This window comes from Yersinia aldovae 670-83 (assembly GCF_000834395.1).
GTDB classification, from domain to species: Bacteria; Pseudomonadota; Gammaproteobacteria; order Enterobacterales; family Enterobacteriaceae; genus Yersinia; species Yersinia aldovae.
The window spans coordinates 711,673-731,661 of the sequence record NZ_CP009781.1; the positions used below are offsets into that span (position 1 = coordinate 711,673).

Below are 19,989 nucleotides of genomic sequence, written 5' to 3' on the forward strand. Positions count from 1 at the left end.
CCTTAGAAACGGTAATTCAAATCGAAAGCGAGCGAGAGATTGTGCTCACGGACACCATCATAGGGGCGTTTATCATAGGTAACAGCCACGCCGGTATCCACGACATCATTCCATTGAACACGTTGCCCATAAGCTGCCGTGGTTGCCAGACCATTACCGTAGTTTTTCTCCCAATAACCACCGACACCTAGCTGAATCTGTTGGCTCCAGATAGTTTTATAATGACGATACATAATATGGTTGAGGGTAATAGCAGGAAGGTAGGTAAAATCCCTTTTTGGGTTATAGTAAATCACGTCTGCTTTGGTGTTTGTGCTCGCCGCCAGACCCAGGCTGAAATCGGCTGTTAGATAAGGCCCGCTCCAGATGCGCTGACGCCCAATTAACCCGTATTCCCACCGCTTGTTACCGTCAGAGAAATCTGACGGTGTCACATTAAATGCCACATCACGCCGTTCATCGGCTTTCCAGAGCACAAAAGCAGAAGCGCTGTTGGAGGTGATATTATTTTTCATGGCCCGCAACGGGGTTTCTTTGGCTAATCTTTCGACTCGCCCCCCCACCCGCCAGTGATCATTAAAATCGTACCACGTCGATATTCGGGCACCGGTTTTATTGCCAAAACCGTAATTCTGATTATTTACCTCAGCCTCAACCCAGTGATCACGAGACGTCCATTCGCCCCCTAACCGCATAACGCGGTTAATCCCCTTTCCTTCCTCAAATTGCGCATTGTCATAGCTACCACCACCGAATATACGCCAGTTTTCAGCTATCGGCGGGCTATAGAGTAGAGTTTCAATGCCAAAATCCTTGCTACCACTGACCGGGCTATTAGAAGAAATGGTGTGGTTACCGGTGACACGCAGTTCATACATATTATGCACTTTGCGCTGCCGGTCTAATTCCTGAGAAGGCACATCTTCCGGCGAGCGAGTAATAACATCATCAGTTAATAACTCCATCTGGTGCCATTCCTGCAAGTCCATCGCCGTTTCAGCTTGCGCACGTTCCAATATAAGACTGCGCGGAGCCAATGATTCTACCGCTTTCAGCTCTTGTTCTGATTTGCGCGGTAAATCTCTGGCCAAATAAACACTCGCTAAGGCAATACGTAAATTCTGGTTCGCCGGCGCAGTGCCAGATAGCGTTTCCAGCTTTTTCTGTGCCGCAGGCAGATCATTCAATGCTACCAAAGATTGAATCAACAAGGTCTGACCTTCCATCCAGTCCTCATTCGGTTGTTTACCTGGCAGACCATAAACACCCACCTGATATGGTGTTTGCTCGCTATAGTTCTTAGCGAACTGATGTGCTTTATCCAGTTGTTCACTTTCATTCAGCGCATAGTAGAGATCATCCGCATCCAGTAAATCCTCACTATTGCGGAACGTTTTACCATCGGCGTAATACAAGCTCGTCAAAATGGGCGCTGCTTTTTCTGGCATCCGGCGGTCAATATAGGCAGAGGCGGCCCAACGGCGGGCATAGTCAGGCATTTTGTAGCCCTGCGCCTCCATCGCTTCATATTCTTTAATCAGCTCAGCAGTATTACGGCGAACCAATAATGCACCTAATCTATCAATGCGAGCACGTTGATAGTCAGCCTGCGCGTCAGGGTATTTACTCCAGCGAGTGAGCAAATCCTGATAATCGGCCAATGCCTGATCAGCGATATAAAACCGTTCCGTTTCACTGCGCGTTGGTAACTGCGCCATGCGCACCTGTTCTGCGGCGGCATCTCTCTCAAGCTGTCGATACTGTTCAGCCGAAACTAATCTCGGATTTTCTCGGGCAAGTTGCAACGCCGGATCAGCAATACGGTTTCGTTGCAGAATTTCCAGATGGTTTTTTAATACTGCATCGGATTCAGGAGCCAGCCGTACAGCCTCGCTGGAAGCCTGCAAAGCATCGTAATTATGGTTGGTCGCGCGGTTTAGATAGGACAAGGTCATATAGTTTTTCGCCGAGGGATCACGCTCGGTTAATTCTTTGGCTTGCTTCAAAGCCTCACCGCCGCGCCCGGAATCGGCCTGAGTCATGATCATACCCGTGATAAGATCAGGGTTTGTCGGGTCTTTCTTTAAACTGCTTTGCCATAATGCCAGTGCCTGATCCCAGCGTTTTTCGTTGCGATAGGCGCGCGCCGCAGAGGCGAGGCCGCGCGAGGAGAGATTCATTGAGGAATGATAACGTTCATAAACATCAATCACTTCCTGATCACGCCCAGCCCAGCCGGCAATTTGTAGCCAGTCGTCAACCTGACCACTATTAAGTGGCCCAGCGTTAGATTCTTGTTGTAAATAATTAAGGACCGGCGCGGTATCCCCCGCTCTGGCTTTGATAATTAATGAATCATACGGTGTCTGGGCCAAAACGGAATTGACTGAAAGGCCGGAAATTAGTAGCGCTAATAAAGTGATTCTGTGCTGGCACAAAGGGCGCAGCAGTGTCGTAAATGCGTTATACATTATATAACCCTTAAGCCAGCCACTTGTTTGATGTTCAAAAGAAAGCCACTTCATGAACGTCCATTTTTATTATCTAATGATGATGAAATGGTGTCCTTAGAATGTATTACAGCATGTTACATAGGATAGTTGAAAGAAAATACTGTTGCCGAACTATTATAGAATATTGTTATTCCAGTGATTAATAGAGGTGGAAATGTGCCAGAGACGTTTCTTTAGAACAAACCAAGATTATTCTTAGTTTTAAATAGTTTAAAATACCTAAAAATAGATACTAAATACTTTTATTGAAAGAATGCTGCGATACAGTATTGTGCTAAAAGATCGCACAAATTGATTTTACTGCGGCCTCATAAGGCGTTGTACTACGTGTCGTGTTTAATTTCTCAACTATTTTTATGTTTTTCACTGACTCAGCAACGAGAGTTTGGTAGCTGAGCTACATTATCACTCACGTTATAATTAAGTATAGAATATGCTTAATTACGGATATCGTTAGAAAAAGTAAAAAATAGAGAATTAAGACAATTTATCGTTTAACCCTCTATTTTATATCTGTAATCTTATACATCTCATTCTATTTGTTAGCTTATAACTATTTATATAATGAAAATAAGCATTCCTTTTATACTACGATGAGAGTGTAGACACCGTTTAATAACAGTGCTGTAAGTCACGTTCTAACGTACTTAAAAATTCAACACCACTGTCTGTAATGAGAATCATATCTTCCAGCATGATAGAACCAACCCCGATACCGTAATAGGGCGTCTCCAGGCTCAAGACCATACCGGGAGAAAACGTTTCGGTCGCCAATGTGCTGACAAACGGAGCCTCTTCTAGCCCCAAAAACACCCCATCTCCGTGACCAAGATGCCCACGATTATAGTACGGTAGGCCCGCCTTTTTGATAACATCCATCGTAGAATCAAAAACATATTTTAATTTCACGCCGGGCGCTACCATCGATAACATATGCTCATGGCCCGTTCTGATGGTGTCATATATCTGCTGTGTCAGTGCATCCGGTTCTCCCAGCACAAAGGTTCTGGCCAAGTCAGCGCCATAACCGGCAACATCCACTCCACAGTCAAATTTAATTAAATCGCCCAATTTGGCAGGCGTTTCATCAGCCATTATTTTGGGTGAAAAATTATCGCCAACTGAAATAAGATTGAAACGCGAGAAGTTAGTTTCCGGGCATCTCATCACTGCGGCTTTAAATGCTGCCGTCAACTCTGCCGCAGTACAACCTATACGAATATTCTTCGCCGCACTCGTAATACCAAACTCGGTAATTTGTGCAGCTTTACGCAGGTGTGATATTTCCCACGGGCTTTTGATCATTCTGATTTCATTGAACAACAGGGCAGAATCAACCAGCTTCAGCCCTGGGATCACCTTATCTAATACGCCCTTACCGCCGTTGGACATGGCATGTAATTCGATAGCGATGGTTTTATTAAGCACTCCCGCCTGTTCCAGCGCCGCTTTGACTAAACCAAAAACAGTTTCAACCGGCGGGCCAATGGGTCGCTCGCGTAATTTTTGGTGATTAAGGGGATTACGGGGATCATCAACATCGACCCATACCGGAAAGGTTTTAAGTTCCATATGGGGCATGTCGAAATGTGTGCTGGCGGCTTCAAATTCATTCATGATAATTTGCGTCGCAATTGTTTCATCCCGGAACATCACCGCAACAGCAGCACCGGTATGCCTGAAGGTATACATAAAGAAACTGGCGACCCCGGTGAGATAATAAAAATTATCACATACGGTAACCACCAAAGCATCAAGCCCCTCTCGTTCCATAACCGTGCGAGCCTTGCGACTTACCGCGTCTAAATGCGCAATCTTTTCTTTATTCACCAATCTTTCCTTCAAATCTGATTTTATATTTACACTGAATAATATACTTAAAATCATTGGAATTGCAGGTAAGCGGCGAATACACCTTACCTCAGGTTAATCAACGATGTAATTTACCGACATAATGCTTTTCTTTTCCGATATAGACTGCACACTGACGTGGCCTAGCTCCCGCAACGAGCTGACATGGGTACCACCACACGCATAAGCGGGTAAATCACCAAATCCAACTTCTCGGAAATCGCCCTGTACTGATATCTGCCGGCGTAAATCCTGGCTGATAAACTGTTGCAAGGCAGACTGAATAATATTGATATCAATGAGTTGAACGTTCTCAGTCCGTTTAAATGAAACTCGCCCCTCTCCCGGCCAATGATGTGCTTTCACCGGCAACCAACCATAGCGTTCACCTATATTGCCAATTAAATGTCCAGCGGAGTGCATCCGTGTATTCAGGAAGCGCCGTTCACTGTCGATACAGGCAGGATGCCAGCCCAACGTCACGGGCTGTTGCAAATAGTGAAGCAAATGGTCTTGCTGTTGAACGACGCGCAATACCTGACTCGTGCCTATCCAACCGGTATCAGAAGGCTGCCCACCCCCTTGTGGATGGAAAATCGTCGCCTCGACTATAACGGCAAATTGCTCATTATCAGGGGTGCAACTAAGGACATTAACATCCGTAGTCAGCATATCATTATCAAAAAATAGACGGATTGTCATAATCATTATCCTTTTATCATTTCCATTATGATTATATTGATGTCAGGCTATATTGATAATCCGTCACATACTCAAAGGACTGTTGCGCTGTGAGCACAAATCTTCCTCTGGCTTTGCTAAGCGAAATGGCTATTTTCGTTAAAGTGGTAGAAAGCGGTAGTTTTTCTGCCGTCGCACGCCAGTTAGGTGTTTCTCCTTCGGCAATCAGCCGCAGTATCAGTAGGTTGGAGAAAGCACTGGCCACCCGCTTATTACAACGAACAACGCGTAAACTGCGTTTGAGCGAGAGTGGTGAAGAGGTTTTTAAGCGCTGTAATGTGATGCTTAGTGCTGCAAATTCGGTGATGGAAGTCAGTGGTCAGTACAATCAGGAACCTGAAGGGCTTATTCGCATCAGCATACCGAAAGCGGTTGGGCGCTTTGTGATTCACCCGCATATGCCTGAGTTCTTACGCCGCTACAGTAAAATAGATGTACAACTGATATTAGATGACCACTATGTTGATCTCATTGATGAAAATATAGATTTAGCCATTCGGATTACTGACCAACCCCCACCGGGTATGATCGGGCGGCAATTGATGGATATCGAACATTTGCTGTGTGCCACACCGGAGTATCTCGCCAGCCGTGGCACTCCTTCACATCCCCATGATTTAGCACACCACAGTTGCATCTATCTGGGCGAGACGCCTGGAGATGCCCGCTGGAAATTTCGTCAGGGCAATAAAACGGTGACGGTTGCAGTGCGGGGCCGCTATGCGGCCAACCATACCGGCGTCCGGTTAGATGCTGCGCTACAGCATATTGGCATCGGCAGCTTACCTTATTTCACCGCTCGTACCGCATTGCATCAGGGATTGATCGTACAGGTATTACCCGAGTGGCGCTTTGTCAGCTCATACAGTGGCGGTTTATGGCTGCTCTACCCGCCGACACATTATTTACCCGTCAAACTGCGCGTATTTATTGACTATATTGTCTGTTGTTTACGTGGTGAACCCAACTTACCGCCCCGCTCCCGTTAAATCATCAGCGGGTTCGCATAGAATAGTGAACAGCAAATTGGATACGCCACTACAATTACGGTTTTTTAGCCAGCAAGGTCGCAAAACGCAGTTTTATACGATTACCTTCGGCATCGGTTTTATGTAACTGCCCGACGTCCTCGTTATACTTAATAATTTCCCAATCTTTATAGTATTGTTTCAACTCCCCTGACTGGAGAGTAAAGGAGAAAGGAACCGTGCATGGGAAATCATCCGTCGACATGGCAGAGATAATCAGATTATAGCCACCAGGCAAAGTACACTCCTGCATATTATTGATAATATGTGAGATTCTTTCCGGTTGCAGGAACATCAGTACCACGGTTGAAAGAATGAAATCGTAGCGTTGCGCCAAAACAGCATCATTGATATTGTAAATATTAGCGGTAATATTTTTCAGCTCTTCCCGCTCAATGACCTGCTGTAAGCTGCTAATACTGTCACTATTTTTATCCACCGCAGTCACATCGAAACCCAATAAATTCAGATACAGTGAATTTCGCCCTGAACCGCAGCCTAAATCCAGTGCTTTACCGGGATTAACCGCTTTCACGGCTGCAATCACTTCGGAATGTGTTGGTGTTAGATTATATTTTTTATGATAGAAATCTTCCACGGTGCAATAAAAACTTAGCTGACATTGCAGATCATCTGAACAGGCGGCTATGCGATGCCAGACTTGTGGCTCAATAAACGGAGGTTGCTGTTCGTTGGTGAAAGTATGTCTTTCCAGAGTATTACCTGTTTCATCCAGAATAAGGAAGTCCATCTCCCCACTCAAAATGGTCAATTTGGCCCAAGTACCGGCTTTGGTATTGTGTTTCTCCCGAAACATCGTCGGCACGTTAGCACTGTGCCAGACCGGTAATGTCTTATAACAAAGCAGCGCTGAGTTGTTTTCCATGCTGAGATTCCTCAAATAAACTAAAGATGCATTTTATATGCAACATATAATACAGCATTAATACTCTAATTTGAAGTGTGCCATTCAAACAACATCCATAAGAAATACAACTAATTTTAGCTATTAAATCATAAGCCTATCGCGCTAAAAGGGCAGGCGTTATGGACTTGGCTGCTTTTTATAATCGTTTTTTTAAACTCTCAATATGATCAGCCAACTTTTGAATATCTTCATCGCTCAAATGAGCTTTGGCTTTATTGCCCCTGCCGATAATTTTACCATCGCGTCTCTCCGTCAGGCCACTGACAATCTCATCACGGGATAAGGATATTAGCGGCGGCGCTTTGTCCAAACCTTTTCTGTTAGCTGAACGCCCGTGACAGCTTGAGCAGGTTTGTTGGTAAATATGCTCACCGTCAGCAGCGGTGTGTGCTGTTGCATTAAATACCATCAGACTTGCCGCTAACAGCAATACTTTCATTATGCACCTGCAACCCACTGTTTAAACGAAGCTGTCAGCGCCTGCTCGTCACGCGCTCCCTGATGTAATTCGGTGACCTTACCGTTAGGGTCTATCATGAAAGAGGTAGGCGTACCAATCACCTGATAACGCTCCTGAGTAATCCCCAACTGATCGCGAATCACTGGATAGCTAATATTGCGCTGCACTAATATTGGTTTGATATCAACCTGTTGTGAGTCAGTATTGATTGCTACCACGACTACGTTATCTTTATACTCCTTACTCAGCTTATCCAATATTGCCATTTCAGCCAGGCAACCACCGCAACTGGCTGACCAAAAATTGAGGTACACCGGCTTACCTTTCCATTGCTCAAGCGCAACAGCTTTTCCTTGCAGGTCATAAGCGGCCAGCTGTGGTGCCGCCTCACCTACGGCAACCTCTTCTTGCTTACAAGCACTGAGCAACAATAACAAACCACCCAGACTGAGAATTTTCAATAGATTACGCCACATGATGACGACTCTCTTCATTTAGATATTTGCCGTGTTGCAAGCGGATAACCCTATCTGTTATACAACCTAAATCCGGATTATGGGTCACCATGACGATGGTTCTACCCTGCTGGTGGATATGATTTAACAAATCCAACACCCGCTGTTCGTTCTCTTCATCAAGGTTACCGGTCGGCTCATCGGCAAAAATAATCGGCGGCTGATTAACCAACGCCCGTGCGATACAGACCCGCTGCTGTTCACCGCCCGAAAGCTGACTGGGTAGGTGCCCCATACGTGGCGTCATCCCCACCTGTTCCAGCACCTGCCGGGCGGCGGCTTCATCAACCACACTGTGATAATGCTGCGCCAACATGATATTTTCTAGTGCTGTCAGATAAGGAATGAGGTGAAACTGCTGGAAAACCAACCCGATTTTATCGGCGCGAAACTGCCGGCGACCCTCTTCATCCAACCGCGCAGCATCGATACCATCGAGCAGTACCTGACCCTCGGTTGCCGTATCCAGACAGGTAAGGATATTCATCAGGGTGGTTTTACCCGAGCCAGATGCGCCCATAATCGCCACAAACTCACCACGCTTGATGCAGATATTAATATCATCTAGCGCGGTTACCTGCCCGAAGCGCTTATATAAATGCCGGGTTTCAATAACAGCATCGCGAGTATATTCAGGCCGCCCAGGTGTTGCTGAAGATGTCATTTACTACTCTCCTTTCAGAACTTTAGCGGGTTCAATATGGATAGCCCGACGGGTGGGAACAATCGCCGCTACCGCAGCAACTAACAACGACAACATCAACGTCAATGGCAATACCGGTGCGCGCAACGCAATGGCAGCACTGAATACCGCCTGCCCCAACACTTGCGCCAACACGTAACCTAACAAGGCACCGCTCACGGCGGCGGCCAATGAAATAATCAGTGTCTCTGTCAGTATTTGCCGAATAATATCCCGCCCACTGGCTCCGAGGGCTTTTTGCAGGGCAAACTCTTTCGAACGCTCAGCGACAATGGCCATCAGCGTGGTATTGACACACAAGGATGAGAGCACGAGGATCACCACCGAAACCAGCCCCATCAAACCTTTGATCTTGTCGAGAACCTGACCTTCAGAGGCTGATACCTTACGAATCGGCCTGATTTCGAGATCCGGATATTGTTCACGCAAGTGACTGGCGAAGGTTTCAACTTGCCCCACATCGTTGCTGACACTGAGCAACGCATTGCTGATGCGACCTGGTTGGTTAAGCCATTTTTGCGCTAAATCTAAATTGACAATAAGCATGTTATCGGTCGCGTCTCCGGCCTCAACAATACCCTTTATTTGCAGCCGTTGACGGGTACCTTCACCGACTAAAGTAATGGTATCACCCACTTTAACGTGCAAACGTTCCGCGAGCTTGACGCCTATCATCGCATTGCGATCATCAAAACTGACCCCAATCCAATTGCCGCTCACCTGCCAATAAGGAACCAGCCGTTGTAAGGATTCAAACCACACCCCCATTAACACCACTTTTTCCAGTTCGGTGCGCGCCATGCCATAAATATAAGGGCTGGAAGCATTGATTAGCCCTTGTGGGGCGACATCAATGATGGGTTGAAATGTTTTTTGTTCGAGGGTGCTGCCATGCCCAGGGCCGATGTAAAAGTTTGCACCAAAAGTACGTAGTTCTTGGCTCATTTTGGCATTGATATCGAAATAAACTGCCGACATCGCCGTGACAATGGCAGCACCGACGGTCAGCGCCGCAAATACCACACTAACCCGCTGCATACGCAGGCGCAGTGCCCGCAGCACCAGCCGCCAAAACATGCCATCACTGCCTTTACGCCGGGAGGGTTTGGCTGTAACAATTTTGCTATTAGCGGCCATAAAGCACCTCCACCGGATACAGACGGGCTATGCGCCGTGCCGGGAACCACGTCCCAATAACCGCAATCAATACCGATAACACTAAAACACATGGCACCACCATCCAGGCAAAACTGAGTGGCGCACCAAATAGCATCAGGCCGATCGTTTTTGCCAGCCCCCAGCCCGCCAGACAACCGGCTAATCCACCAATAAGCCCACTGATCGCCGCCTCCAGATAGAACAGCATGAGGATCTGCCACTGACGGGCACCTAACGCTTTCATCAGACCAATCTCTTTGGCCCGCTCCATAATGGTACTGGTCATCAATGACGCAATTCCCATTGCCGCCGCAATCAATGCCGCCAGTGTCACCACTGCCAGTAACAACTGTATCTTCTCAATCACTACCCCCTCAGATGCAGCAACCTGCCAGATTGGACGAACCACCGAACCTGAAATCGCCTCTTCCAATTGATGGGCGATGGAGGACACATAGGCGGTGCAATACCACAGGTCGTACTCTTCGGCGTTGAGCGACTCAAGATTCTCACGCGCTTTGCGTGATAACTCATTTTCCGGCACGGTCAGCGCCGAGACGCGCACCGCCTGAACTTTCCCCGCCAGCCCCAGCAACGATTGCACCGCAGTCAGTGGCATCACCAAACGCCCTTCCTCTTCACCGCCGCTGCTAAGTATTCCACTGATTTTCACCGTCAACGGGCCAGATACGCCCTTAAGATGCAGTTCATCACCTATTTTCCAGCCGGTTTGCTGCGCCAGTTGTTTACCTAACAGCGCCTGAACCTCGCTGGCATCTGCTTTGATCGGCTCTTGTGGCCAATCACCACTCACTTGCCAGTACGGGCTAATAATCTGCTGACCGGTGTGGTAATCCTCTTCATCAGGCACATCTACCGGCTGATTAAAGTATGTCCCCAGCAGCGAAATCACATGGCCATTCGTTTCTGTCTCGCCACTCAAAAGTGGGGCGAAACCCACAATATTGTTACGCCAAAAAATATCTTTAATGTTGGGTAACTCAGTTTGATCAAGAAAATCTTGCCCGGCCAGAGGGTTACTCCGTTCGCCAAACAACGAAGGCATTGCCACCTGACCGGCGGGTTCTATCAGGATATTGGCTCCGTATGATTTCAGCTCACGGGACATTTTATCGCCGATATCAATTGATACCGCCAGCAGCGAAGAGATTAGCCCAGCGGCAAGGAACACCGTGAATACCGCCAGTGATTTGCGCCGGACATTACGAAACCAAGACTGCTTCAACATGCGCCACAGCATAATTATGGGTTCTCCTGCGGCTGATCGTTTTCATCAGCAACCGGGGTGACAAACTGCTCTGGATGATCGCGGAAACGGTTGTAGTTGGCCTCTGAGGAGAAGAAATAGGTTTTGCCACCATAACTGTACTTATGCTCAGCGTTTTCATTCGTCAGGTGGCTCTTATCAACCGGATCAATGACATCCAGCTTTACCACGGTGGTGAAGTAATTAACCCCTGCGGTCAAAGAGGCTTTGGGGATAACCAGCTCCCGGTCATCACTTTTCCACCCCTCCAGCGGGATCGGGTTACAGCCGCCAGCCTTGCCAATGGACGGAATAAAGATATGTACCGCGCAGGCCACACAAATGACCTGATTACCTTCCATCACATAGCCCTGATCACCGCACAGCAGACAGGCGTCAAAAACCACACTAAGGCGCAAGCGGTCCGGATAGCGGTTAATGATAAAAAAGCGCACTGCCTTGCCATCATCTGCCACCCAAACAAAACGATGCAACTTCCCATCACGCACTTGCTCTACCGGAATATGAACCAAGCCATCAGCAGATAGCGTGACGGGTAGGGCTTCTGATAATTGTGGCGGCTGAGAGGCCACTTTATCCCAATAGAGTTGGCTGGCTGCCACGACAACCGCGGCAAAAATGGACAAGCGCCAAATCCGCCGCACATTGCGGTAATTGGCCAGTGCTTTACGTTGAGCAATAGCCTCTGATGCCTTACTGACAATATGGTGGGCATAGCGCAGAGGTTGCAAATAACAGAGTGTTGTGAGAGCCAGTAGCAATGCACAAATGTAGTTCAACCAGCCATGCCCGTTGGTCACGAGTGCCACATAGCTCAGCAACGATTTGGTTAGGGCCACCACCTGTAACTTCATTAATAACAAGATGGCATCGCCACTGAGCGGTAGAATCAACAGCAGGGTTAATATCGTCAACAGTGGCCAACGGCAACGGGGCAGTTGCCGAATCATCATCAGCAAGAGCACCGAACAGAACACAACCCAACCAAACGCCACGATAGTCGCCGCCAGATTGAGCAATAAATCAGTATTCACGACATGGGTATTGGTGAAAGCACCTAAATTCGGGTTATTGCCCCAATTGAATGCGGCACCGAATACCAACAACGCCTGCCAGAAATAGCCTAATGACACGCGGCGAATAAATTGACTGAGGAAGAATAACAGCAGTGACAGAATTTGAATTCCTGCCAATGCCAACTGCAATTGTTGTGATTTAGGATAATGAGTACCGGCCCAAATCCCCAAGACGGCCATCACCAGGGTTATCCATACCACACGATTCAGCGCAGGCGCTGGCCGGGTTGCCCAATTTAACCCTAATAGCAATGCCACAGGTAAAAAGGCTTGCAGTACGGAGACAAAAAAATAGCTCATTAGCCCACCTTGGGTATAGCTGTCATATTTACATAGTGTCGAGAACAACCACTCTTTTACTGCTGTTCAGTCTACAACGACGCATCATGAAAAAAACCGCGATCACGGTGTCAGTCATCGCGGTTCTAATTATCAATTCAAGCCGACATATTTGAAGTCGTAGCTCACATCGAAGGGTTTCCACCAGCGACCAACACCGGTTTCACTATCGGTATGACGATGTAAACCCGCTTTCGATGGTTCGCTAATGTGATAGGTCACTTTATAGTTACCCACCCCCATCATCTTGATATTTGCCCCGTAGTGCGGCCCATCGCTGGCGACCATCGGCATGAACGTCCCTTCCTGCTTGGCACCGGTATCGGTGTTCACCAGCGTATAAGCAATAGTCAGGTACGGCATCCATTCACCGGCCCCAAAGCCATTTTTATTACCTTCAGTCGCATGAATATCCGCTTCCAGATGGATATCCGCTTTCGCCGCAGGCAAGCCCATGCCACGCGGATCCATATCGATCGGTTGCAAATAGACGGCAGCGATTTCCATATCATTGATCTTAATAGGTTCGCCCGCAGGATACTCTTTGAAGGCAAAAGCGGCCGGTGCTGCAAAGATGCTGGCAATAATGCTACTGGCAATAATCGTTTTCTTCATCGTCATGGAACACACCCTCTGGTATCAATTATGATTACATTGTCGTTATTCACACCGGCATCATACCGGTCATTATGCGGTTACTGCATCGCCACGCCGTTGCATTACCCATAGAGCAACTAACGCAGCAATCACTAAAATCACCTGTGGAATCAGTGTTTCTATATAGGGGTAAATTCCCAACCAACTGATTTCTGGCACCCACGGCAGTAGCGTTGGCTCAAATAGTTTGCCCTCAATTAGCTCAAGGACACTTTTACCAGCGAACACAAATGCCATCAGGTACATAAAACCACCGGTAAACATAAAGAAGGGTTTGAGTGGCAGTTTGACCACGGTGAAACGCATCACCAGGTATGCGGCCAGCAAGATGACACAACCGATGCCAAAACCGGCCAGAATCGACAAGTGACCGCTGGTACTGTTGGCATCCCCTACCAGCGCCAAATAGAACAGCACCGTCTCGGCCCCTTCGCGGTATACCGCCAGAAAGCTGGTTAGCCACAGCCCTACGATTGACCCACTGCTGAGTGATTTGGAGAATTTACCTTCGAGATAAGCTTTCCATTGGCGCGCTTCAGTTTTTGACAGCAGCCAGTAACTCATTGAGAACAGCATCACCACGGCAATCATCATGGTGAAGCCTTCCAGCAACTCTCGACTTTGCCCTGAATTAGCAAACAGCCACTGGAAGACAACGGCGGTCAGCACACTCGCAATTAGCGCCACGACCACCGACTGGCGGATCAGCGGCAGTTTGTCCTGATGGTTGTTTTTAACCAGATAAGCGACAATCGCCGCAACGATTAGCAGCGCCTCCAGCCCCTCCCGCACGATGATAAGCAGGCTGTAGATAAACAGACTCCAATCGGTTTCATCGCCCTCACCCAGCATCTCCACCGCACTGGACAGGTCTTTTTGCAGTGCAACAGCCTCTGCGTGCAACTGTTCTACCGGTTGCCCGGCTTTCATCAGGCTAACCAAACGGGTGAAATGCCCTTCTAAGGTTGATTTAAACGCAGCATCACGCGAACCCACTTTGTTTTCCATGCCACTGGCTTCGAACAAGTCAAAATACGTATCCTGGACCGACAGCATCGCAGGCGACGTCTGCCCTTGCTGGTATTGGCTAATAGCGTCAGTAATGGCCTGGTTTATCTTGTGGGAAACCGCGGCCCAGTCTGCATTAGGTTGTGCGTCAGTATCGCTGGCGGAAGAAGATTGGCTTGTCGTCGGTTGGTCTGCGCTGACTTGCTGCTGTTCACGAGTGGTTGGTAAGCCCGGTAATATCTCTTCAATCATTTGTAGCAAGCGGGTAACCTGATAAGCCACATCGGTCATTTGGCCCGGTTGGCGGGTCAAATCGATCAGTGCGGTGAACTGTTGGTTAATCGCCGCCGCAAGTTGTGAGGAACGATGACCGCGTACTGACATCTCCATTTCCGAGTTTTTAAACCCCTGATAATGGGCTTGTTGCACACTCTGGCTTGCGGCAGCAAAGTTACCATCTTGATATTCACTGATAGCCTGTGCCAGCAGGTCATCGATGATTTTAAAACTCTGTTGCCAATAGACAGCAATATCGCTGTTCTCATAAGTAGTATGCTGTTGTTCTGCGGTGAGTTTATGCCCATCAGCTAATACCGGCAGCACGGCGTTTAGTTCGCCCTTGAGCCAGTTAATTTTATTATCAATCTCAGCCGAGGGTTTACCTTCACCGATCATCCGGCGAATTTCACCAAATGCGGCCTCCATCTGGTAACTTTTTTGTGCCGAAATATTGATTCGAATCGGCCCTTCCAGATTTTCAAACACCTCAAAATACGCCATCTGAACCGTGGTTCTGGCTTCATCATTCTTGTGTTGTTGATATAACTGAGAAGTTTTATCGAGACGAGATTGAATATCATTCACCCACTGCTGGTAATCCGCAGCGGCCCACGCTAATGAGACAGACAACAGCCAACAACAGCAGAACAGAAAAGACTTGAGCCAAATTCGCATAATGGTGATGAGTATGAAGTTGATAATGAGATTTATTTACATTAACACTAAATAAAGGAAATGTGTCTTGATCCGTATCAAATAATATTTAGTCTTTTGAATTTTCGTCTAAAAATGCGGCAAACGCCGCAATTCGGTGACGTGAGTGACTGTTGTTGGCAAGAGGATTAGGGGTGCTTCGCAGAGAGTCGCATGAGCGATATAAGGCAGGAAAAGACTGACAGTGGCCAGTTCACAGCCCACTGTCAGTCTTTTTTACTAACCACGTACACTACAACCACTTATTTATGCGCTTTCTTATCCAAATTATCCGCGGGCAATTCACCCGGCAGGTAGTTTGGTAAACGACCGGCAGGGAAGATAGCCAGCAGTGACAACAGCGCCATAATCAGCAGACCAAACTTCAGCGCTCGCAGTCGTGCTTCCTCATTCACCCGCACCGCTTCAGCCACCTGCTCAGGAGTGGCTGTTGTTTGCGCTAACACACCATATAGGCGGTCATTGCTGACGAAGTTGATACTGTCCATATTGACCTGAGCCTGAATCTCGGGTGTTAGGATCGGAGTTTCGGCCACACCACGCATCACGTTGGCACTTAACAACCCCACCAGCAAGGCACCGGCAACCGCAGTACCAATAGCATTTGCCAGATTATTGGTGGTGCCACGTAAGGAGCCAACATCGCCTGCCAGCTCTTTCGGTGATGCACTGACCAATACGTTAAATAGCAAGGTAACCAATGCCCCCTGAGCCAAACCAAATACCACCAGACCGAATAATACCGCGAACTCACTCCAGTTATTGCGCACCACAAATGCCAGCCATAACAGCGCAATGGTACAGGTGATAAAACCGTACCGGCCAATGTTACGGGGCGTCAGTTTCTTATAAAAACGCACAATGAGCATCGCGGAGAAGAACACCGACAAATTAAACGGCATCATGGCAATCGCCGTCGCCATCGGCGTACTGCCCTGCACTATCTGGATATACAGCGGAACCGAGAAGTTCAGCATCGCTTCCAACGCAACCACGGCGAACATAGCAAATACGGCAGCTTTCTCCGTCGGTGAAGTGATCACTTCCAGCGCCAGTAACGGCGTCTTGCCTTGTTCCTGACGGCGGCGAGTCCAGACGACAAATGCCTGACCCAGCACGATACCTAACACAATCATGAAGGGGGCGGGTGAGAAACCGAGCAGGTCAAACGGCGCACCATCGCGCACCAGCCCGAAACCCCAACGGTTCAAATTATTAAAACCAAACGACAGCAGAATAATCGCCGATGCCGCCAGCACCACACCGAACAGATCGATACCCACTTCCGGGCGGGCATTGTCAGATTTCAGACGGAAACTCAGTACAAAGATGACTACCGATAACACGATCAGAATACCGAATGCGGGACGCCAACCGATATACGTCCCCAATACACCACCAATTAAAAACGCTGCCACACCCGCACCAGCACGGGCTGAACCCAATGCCCCCAGCGCCGTAGCCTGTTGCGTGCCACGGTAGTTTTCAGCAATTAACGCCACCAGAGCAGGCACTAATGCCGCCCCCGCCAAACCGCTCAATGCCTGCGCGCTGATCATGACAGTGACATTCGGGCTGAAGGTCATCATCACCTGAGCGATACCAAACAACAGCACGGTACTGCGGAACACCACCAGCGGCCCAAAACGTTGGTTAAGTTTGGCCCCCAACATCACGAAACCGGCAACTGACAGTGAGTACATCACAATTGCGGTGGCAATGGTGGTTGGGGGGACATTAAAGCTCTTCACCATCCCACCCAGCGCTACCGGTAAGGAGGCTACGTTGAATGACATCAGGATTTGGGCCAGTGCGATGGTTATCATCGGCACCCATGACTCTTTTATTTCCGCGCCCGCGCGGTGAATTGATTGATTCGCCATAAATTTTCCATCCTTCTGACATGCTTTATCGTTTTAGAAACAGGCCGGTTTCACCACAGTGCAGTGTGCAGCACGGTTCAGCTTTTTTCGGTATAAGGTTGCGAAACAAACATGTCCATCCCCAAGCTACGCGATAAGAATCGTGCCGCCAGTTGCCCTTTGACGCTGTTACCCGCACTATCAAGCCGCGGTGCAAAAGTACCCAGCCCCCCTTTCCCAGGTGACACTGTCACAATCCCACCACCAATACCGCTCTTACCCGGCAGGCCAATGTCATAAAGCCAATCACCCGAAGTTTCATACAACCCCGCGGTAACCATTACGGCTAGGGCATAATGGCAGACATCATTGTCCACCACCCGCTGACCGGTCAGCGGGTTAACCCCGCCATCCGCCAGTGTCGCCCCCATGACGGCCAGATCACGCGCACTGACGTCCAGTGAACATTGGCGGGTATATAAGTCCGTGGCGATCAAGGGGTCGCATCCCAGACGCCCGTACCCTTGCAACACATTGGCAATACCCCGGTTACGGAAGTTGGTCTCACTGGCGGATTGATACACTTCTTCATTCAGCGTCAACTCTCGCCCCGCGAATCGACACAAGCCGTCATGGATGAATTTCCACTGTTCATCGCCGGTGGCACCGGGAACCAGACTGGTCGTGGCGATGGCACCGGAGTTAACCATAGGATTAGTACGACCATCTGGCGTGCGCTCAATGGCAGTAACGGAGTTAAAGGCCATACCCGTGCTGTTAACCCCCAATTTTTCACGGGCAACTTTGGCCCCGATAGCCTGACAAACCAGTGCAAATACAAAAGGTTTGGAGACACTCATAATAGTAAATTGATAATCCACATCACCGGCGGAGTGAACTTTACCTTGGGTACCCACCATGCAGACACCAAATAGGTTCGGTGGAATACGTTCTAACGCCGGGTAAACGGTAGAAACCACACCTTCAGTATCTGCACCAAAGCGCCGATGGGCTTCTTGTACTAATTTCATCACGGTGTCCGAGTCGGGTAAGTGCCCGGTTGACACGTAGTCGATAATTTCATTATTGCTATCATCTGTCGGCATAGGAGTTATCCCCGTTTACATTCTGTTTATTTCTCTGATTTTATCTTTTAGTGCTAATACTCATTTTAAGCGACAGAAGTACTTTCTGCGTTTTAATTTAATGAGAATAGTGACCATGAATGGGTAGCAATTTGAACCTGAGGTTTATCCGTTCCCTTGAAACTTCCAGCCCAAGAGAGCGTAGAGTGACAATGTCATATTTGATTTTTTTCAATTAGTTAGATTGAATTAAAAATAAAAACAACGTAGCAAGCTCATGATAATTACGCTATGCGAGACCGTCGAATGACCGTTTATCCTTAATTAGAGCAGCAGATAAACATGTCAGTGGGTATTATGCTGGCATAATTGCGGCCTATTATCGCTAAAGAGACGCTGAATAAACGCCACAAAGAAAGTGAATGTAATAAACGTATGCCATTCCACGCGGGAGTGTTAGAAATTCTGTGTCATTCCAGTAATATGCAATCAAAAAGGAATGACACATGTCCCAACCCTTCGATTTCGACAAAGCGCTTAAGGCACTCCAGTCCGGTCAGGCATTAACCGGGAAAGATGGCATCTTAACGCCATTAATCAAACAGTTAACCGAAGCTGCATTAGCTGCTGAACTCGATTCACATCTGGCTCAGGACGTTGAAGCCAACCGTAAAAACGGCTCAGGCAAAAAGACCGTTAAAACACCCACTGGCAGCTTTGAACTGGCCACGCCCCGCGATCGCAATGGTACTTTTGAACCTCAGTTGGTGAAGAAGCACCAGACCACACTTTCCGATGAGATCGAGCGCAAGATCATCCGTATGTTCGCACTTGGCATGAGCTACAAAGATATCAGCCAGGAAATTGAGGATTTATATGCTTTCAGCGTGTCCAGTGCCACCATCAGCGCGGTCACCGATAAAGTTATTCCTGAGCTGAAACAGTGGCAACAACGCCCGCTGGAAGCGGTATACCCCTTCGTCTGGTTGGATGCTATCCACTATAAAATCCGCGAAGACGGGCGTTATCAGAGCAAAGCGGTCTACACTGTTCTCGCCCTGAATCTGGAAGGCAAAAAAGAGATACTGGGCCTGTATCTGTCTGAAAGTGAAGGCGCTAATTTCTGGCTGTCGGTACTGACCGACCTACAAAATCGTGGTGTGAACGATATTCTGATTGCCTGTGTGGATGGTCTGACAGGGTTCCCGGAAGCGATAAACAGCATTTACCCCGATACAGAAGTTCAGTTGTGCGTCATCCACCAGATCCGTAACTCGATAAAATATGTCGCATCGAAGCATCACAAGGTGTTTATGGCTGATTTAAAGCCAGTTTATCGTGCGGTATCAAAAGAGGCAGCGGAAATCGCACTGGACGAACTGGAAGAAAAATGGGGCCAACAATATCCAGTGGTACTTCAGTCGTGGCGGAGAAAATGGGCCAATCTGTCGTGTTACTTCCGATATCCGGCAACGATCCGCAAGGTCATTTACACGACAAACGCCATTGAATCGGTGCATCGGCAGTTCAGAAAACTAACAAAAACGAAAGGCGCGTTCCCGAATGAAAACAGTCTGTTGAAATTACTGTATCTGGGATTAATGAATGCGCAGGAAAAATGGACAATGCCGATCCAGAGCTGGAATTTGACATTGTCCCAGTTGGCGATTTATTTTGAAGGCCGCCTCGATAAAGTGATGACGTTGTAATGATTTTTTAACGTGACACAGAATTATGAACGCTCTCTTCCACGCCTCTTTTATTATGCTCAATCATTTCCTTTA

The 19,989-nt window shown here is 48.1% G+C and carries 16 protein-coding genes; 2 read left to right on the forward strand and 14 right to left on the reverse strand.

Translation table 11 applies throughout. From position 1 onward, the window contains the following. Positions 1 to 2: 2 nt before the first annotated feature. The 3 genes from pgaA to AT01_RS03280 form a co-directional block, all read right to left on the reverse strand. Positions 3 to 2,471, reverse strand: a complete 2,469-nt coding sequence (pgaA, locus tag AT01_RS03270; protein WP_042546070.1) for a poly-beta-1,6 N-acetyl-D-glucosamine export porin PgaA — start codon at positions 2,469 to 2,471, stop codon at positions 3 to 5. Between the two features lie 654 nt (positions 2,472 to 3,125). Next, a complete protein-coding gene (locus AT01_RS03275) occupies positions 3,126 to 4,343 on the reverse strand; it encodes a M24 family metallopeptidase (protein ID WP_042546071.1) in 1,218 nt (405 codons plus the stop codon). A 96-nt stretch (positions 4,344 to 4,439) separates the two neighbouring features. Further along, the gene (locus AT01_RS03280) at positions 4,440 to 5,066 is read right to left on the reverse strand and encodes a serine-tRNA(Ala) deacylase AlaX (RefSeq protein ID WP_042546072.1); all 627 of its coding nucleotides are present in this window, start codon (positions 5,064 to 5,066) and stop codon (positions 4,440 to 4,442) included. A gap of 89 nt (positions 5,067 to 5,155) precedes the next feature. On the opposite strand from AT01_RS03280, the gene AT01_RS03285 reads away from it, so the two are divergent. After that, entirely contained in the window at positions 5,156 to 6,094 is a 939-nt protein-coding gene (locus AT01_RS03285) for a LysR family transcriptional regulator (protein WP_042546073.1), read from the forward strand. Between the two features lie 55 nt (positions 6,095 to 6,149). Here the strand turns inward: AT01_RS03285 and tehB are convergent, their stop codons facing one another. The 11 genes from tehB to glsA all read right to left on the reverse strand — a co-directional run bounded on the left by tehB (position 6,150) and on the right by glsA (position 18,226). Continuing rightward, positions 6,150 to 7,019, reverse strand: a complete 870-nt coding sequence (gene tehB, locus AT01_RS03290; protein ID WP_042546074.1) for an SAM-dependent methyltransferase TehB — start codon at positions 7,017 to 7,019, stop codon at positions 6,150 to 6,152. A gap of 178 nt (positions 7,020 to 7,197) precedes the next feature. Next, the gene (locus AT01_RS03295) at positions 7,198 to 7,500 is read right to left on the reverse strand and encodes a c-type cytochrome (protein WP_042546075.1); all 303 of its coding nucleotides are present in this window, start codon (positions 7,498 to 7,500) and stop codon (positions 7,198 to 7,200) included. Continuing rightward, positions 7,500 to 7,997 (reverse strand): TlpA family protein disulfide reductase, encoded by a 498-nt coding sequence (locus AT01_RS03300; RefSeq protein ID WP_042546076.1) that lies wholly within the window; start codon positions 7,995 to 7,997, stop codon positions 7,500 to 7,502. The genes AT01_RS03295 and AT01_RS03300 overlap by 1 nt, the downstream gene beginning before the upstream one ends. Then, the gene (locus AT01_RS03305) at positions 7,987 to 8,700 is read right to left on the reverse strand and encodes an ABC transporter ATP-binding protein (protein ID WP_042546077.1); all 714 of its coding nucleotides are present in this window, start codon (positions 8,698 to 8,700) and stop codon (positions 7,987 to 7,989) included. The genes AT01_RS03300 and AT01_RS03305 overlap by 11 nt, the downstream gene beginning before the upstream one ends. Before the next feature lie 3 nt (positions 8,701 to 8,703). Next, complete coding sequence (locus AT01_RS03310) at positions 8,704 to 9,816, reverse strand: ABC transporter permease (protein WP_162484239.1); 1,113 nt, start codon at positions 9,814 to 9,816, stop codon at positions 8,704 to 8,706. A 49-nt stretch (positions 9,817 to 9,865) separates the two neighbouring features. Then, positions 9,866 to 11,158 carry an ABC transporter permease gene (locus tag AT01_RS03315; RefSeq protein WP_042546079.1) on the reverse strand — a complete coding sequence of 431 codons (1,293 nt, stop codon included), beginning with the start codon at positions 11,156 to 11,158 and terminating at the stop codon, positions 9,866 to 9,868. A 2-nt stretch (positions 11,159 to 11,160) separates the two neighbouring features. Then, on the reverse strand, positions 11,161 to 12,561 hold the full coding sequence (locus tag AT01_RS03320) for a Fe-S-containing protein (protein WP_042546080.1): 1,401 nt from the start codon (positions 12,559 to 12,561) through the stop codon (positions 11,161 to 11,163). A gap of 132 nt (positions 12,562 to 12,693) precedes the next feature. Then, complete coding sequence (locus AT01_RS03325) at positions 12,694 to 13,221, reverse strand: iron transporter (protein WP_042546081.1); 528 nt, start codon at positions 13,219 to 13,221, stop codon at positions 12,694 to 12,696. A 66-nt stretch (positions 13,222 to 13,287) separates the two neighbouring features. After that, on the reverse strand, positions 13,288 to 15,219 hold the full coding sequence (locus tag AT01_RS03330; protein WP_042546082.1) for an FTR1 family iron permease: 1,932 nt from the start codon (positions 15,217 to 15,219) through the stop codon (positions 13,288 to 13,290). A 281-nt stretch (positions 15,220 to 15,500) separates the two neighbouring features. After that, a complete protein-coding gene (locus AT01_RS03335; protein ID WP_042546083.1) occupies positions 15,501 to 17,141 on the reverse strand; it encodes an MFS transporter in 1,641 nt (546 codons plus the stop codon). Positions 17,142 to 17,218: 77 nt separating this feature from the next. Continuing rightward, entirely contained in the window at positions 17,219 to 18,226 is a 1,008-nt protein-coding gene (gene glsA, locus AT01_RS03340; RefSeq protein WP_042546084.1) for a glutaminase A, read from the reverse strand. A 485-nt stretch (positions 18,227 to 18,711) separates the two neighbouring features. On the opposite strand from glsA, the gene AT01_RS03345 reads away from it, so the two are divergent. Next, on the forward strand, positions 18,712 to 19,914 hold the full coding sequence (locus tag AT01_RS03345) for an IS256 family transposase (RefSeq protein WP_042546085.1): 1,203 nt from the start codon (positions 18,712 to 18,714) through the stop codon (positions 19,912 to 19,914). Positions 19,915 to 19,989 lie beyond the last annotated feature (75 nt).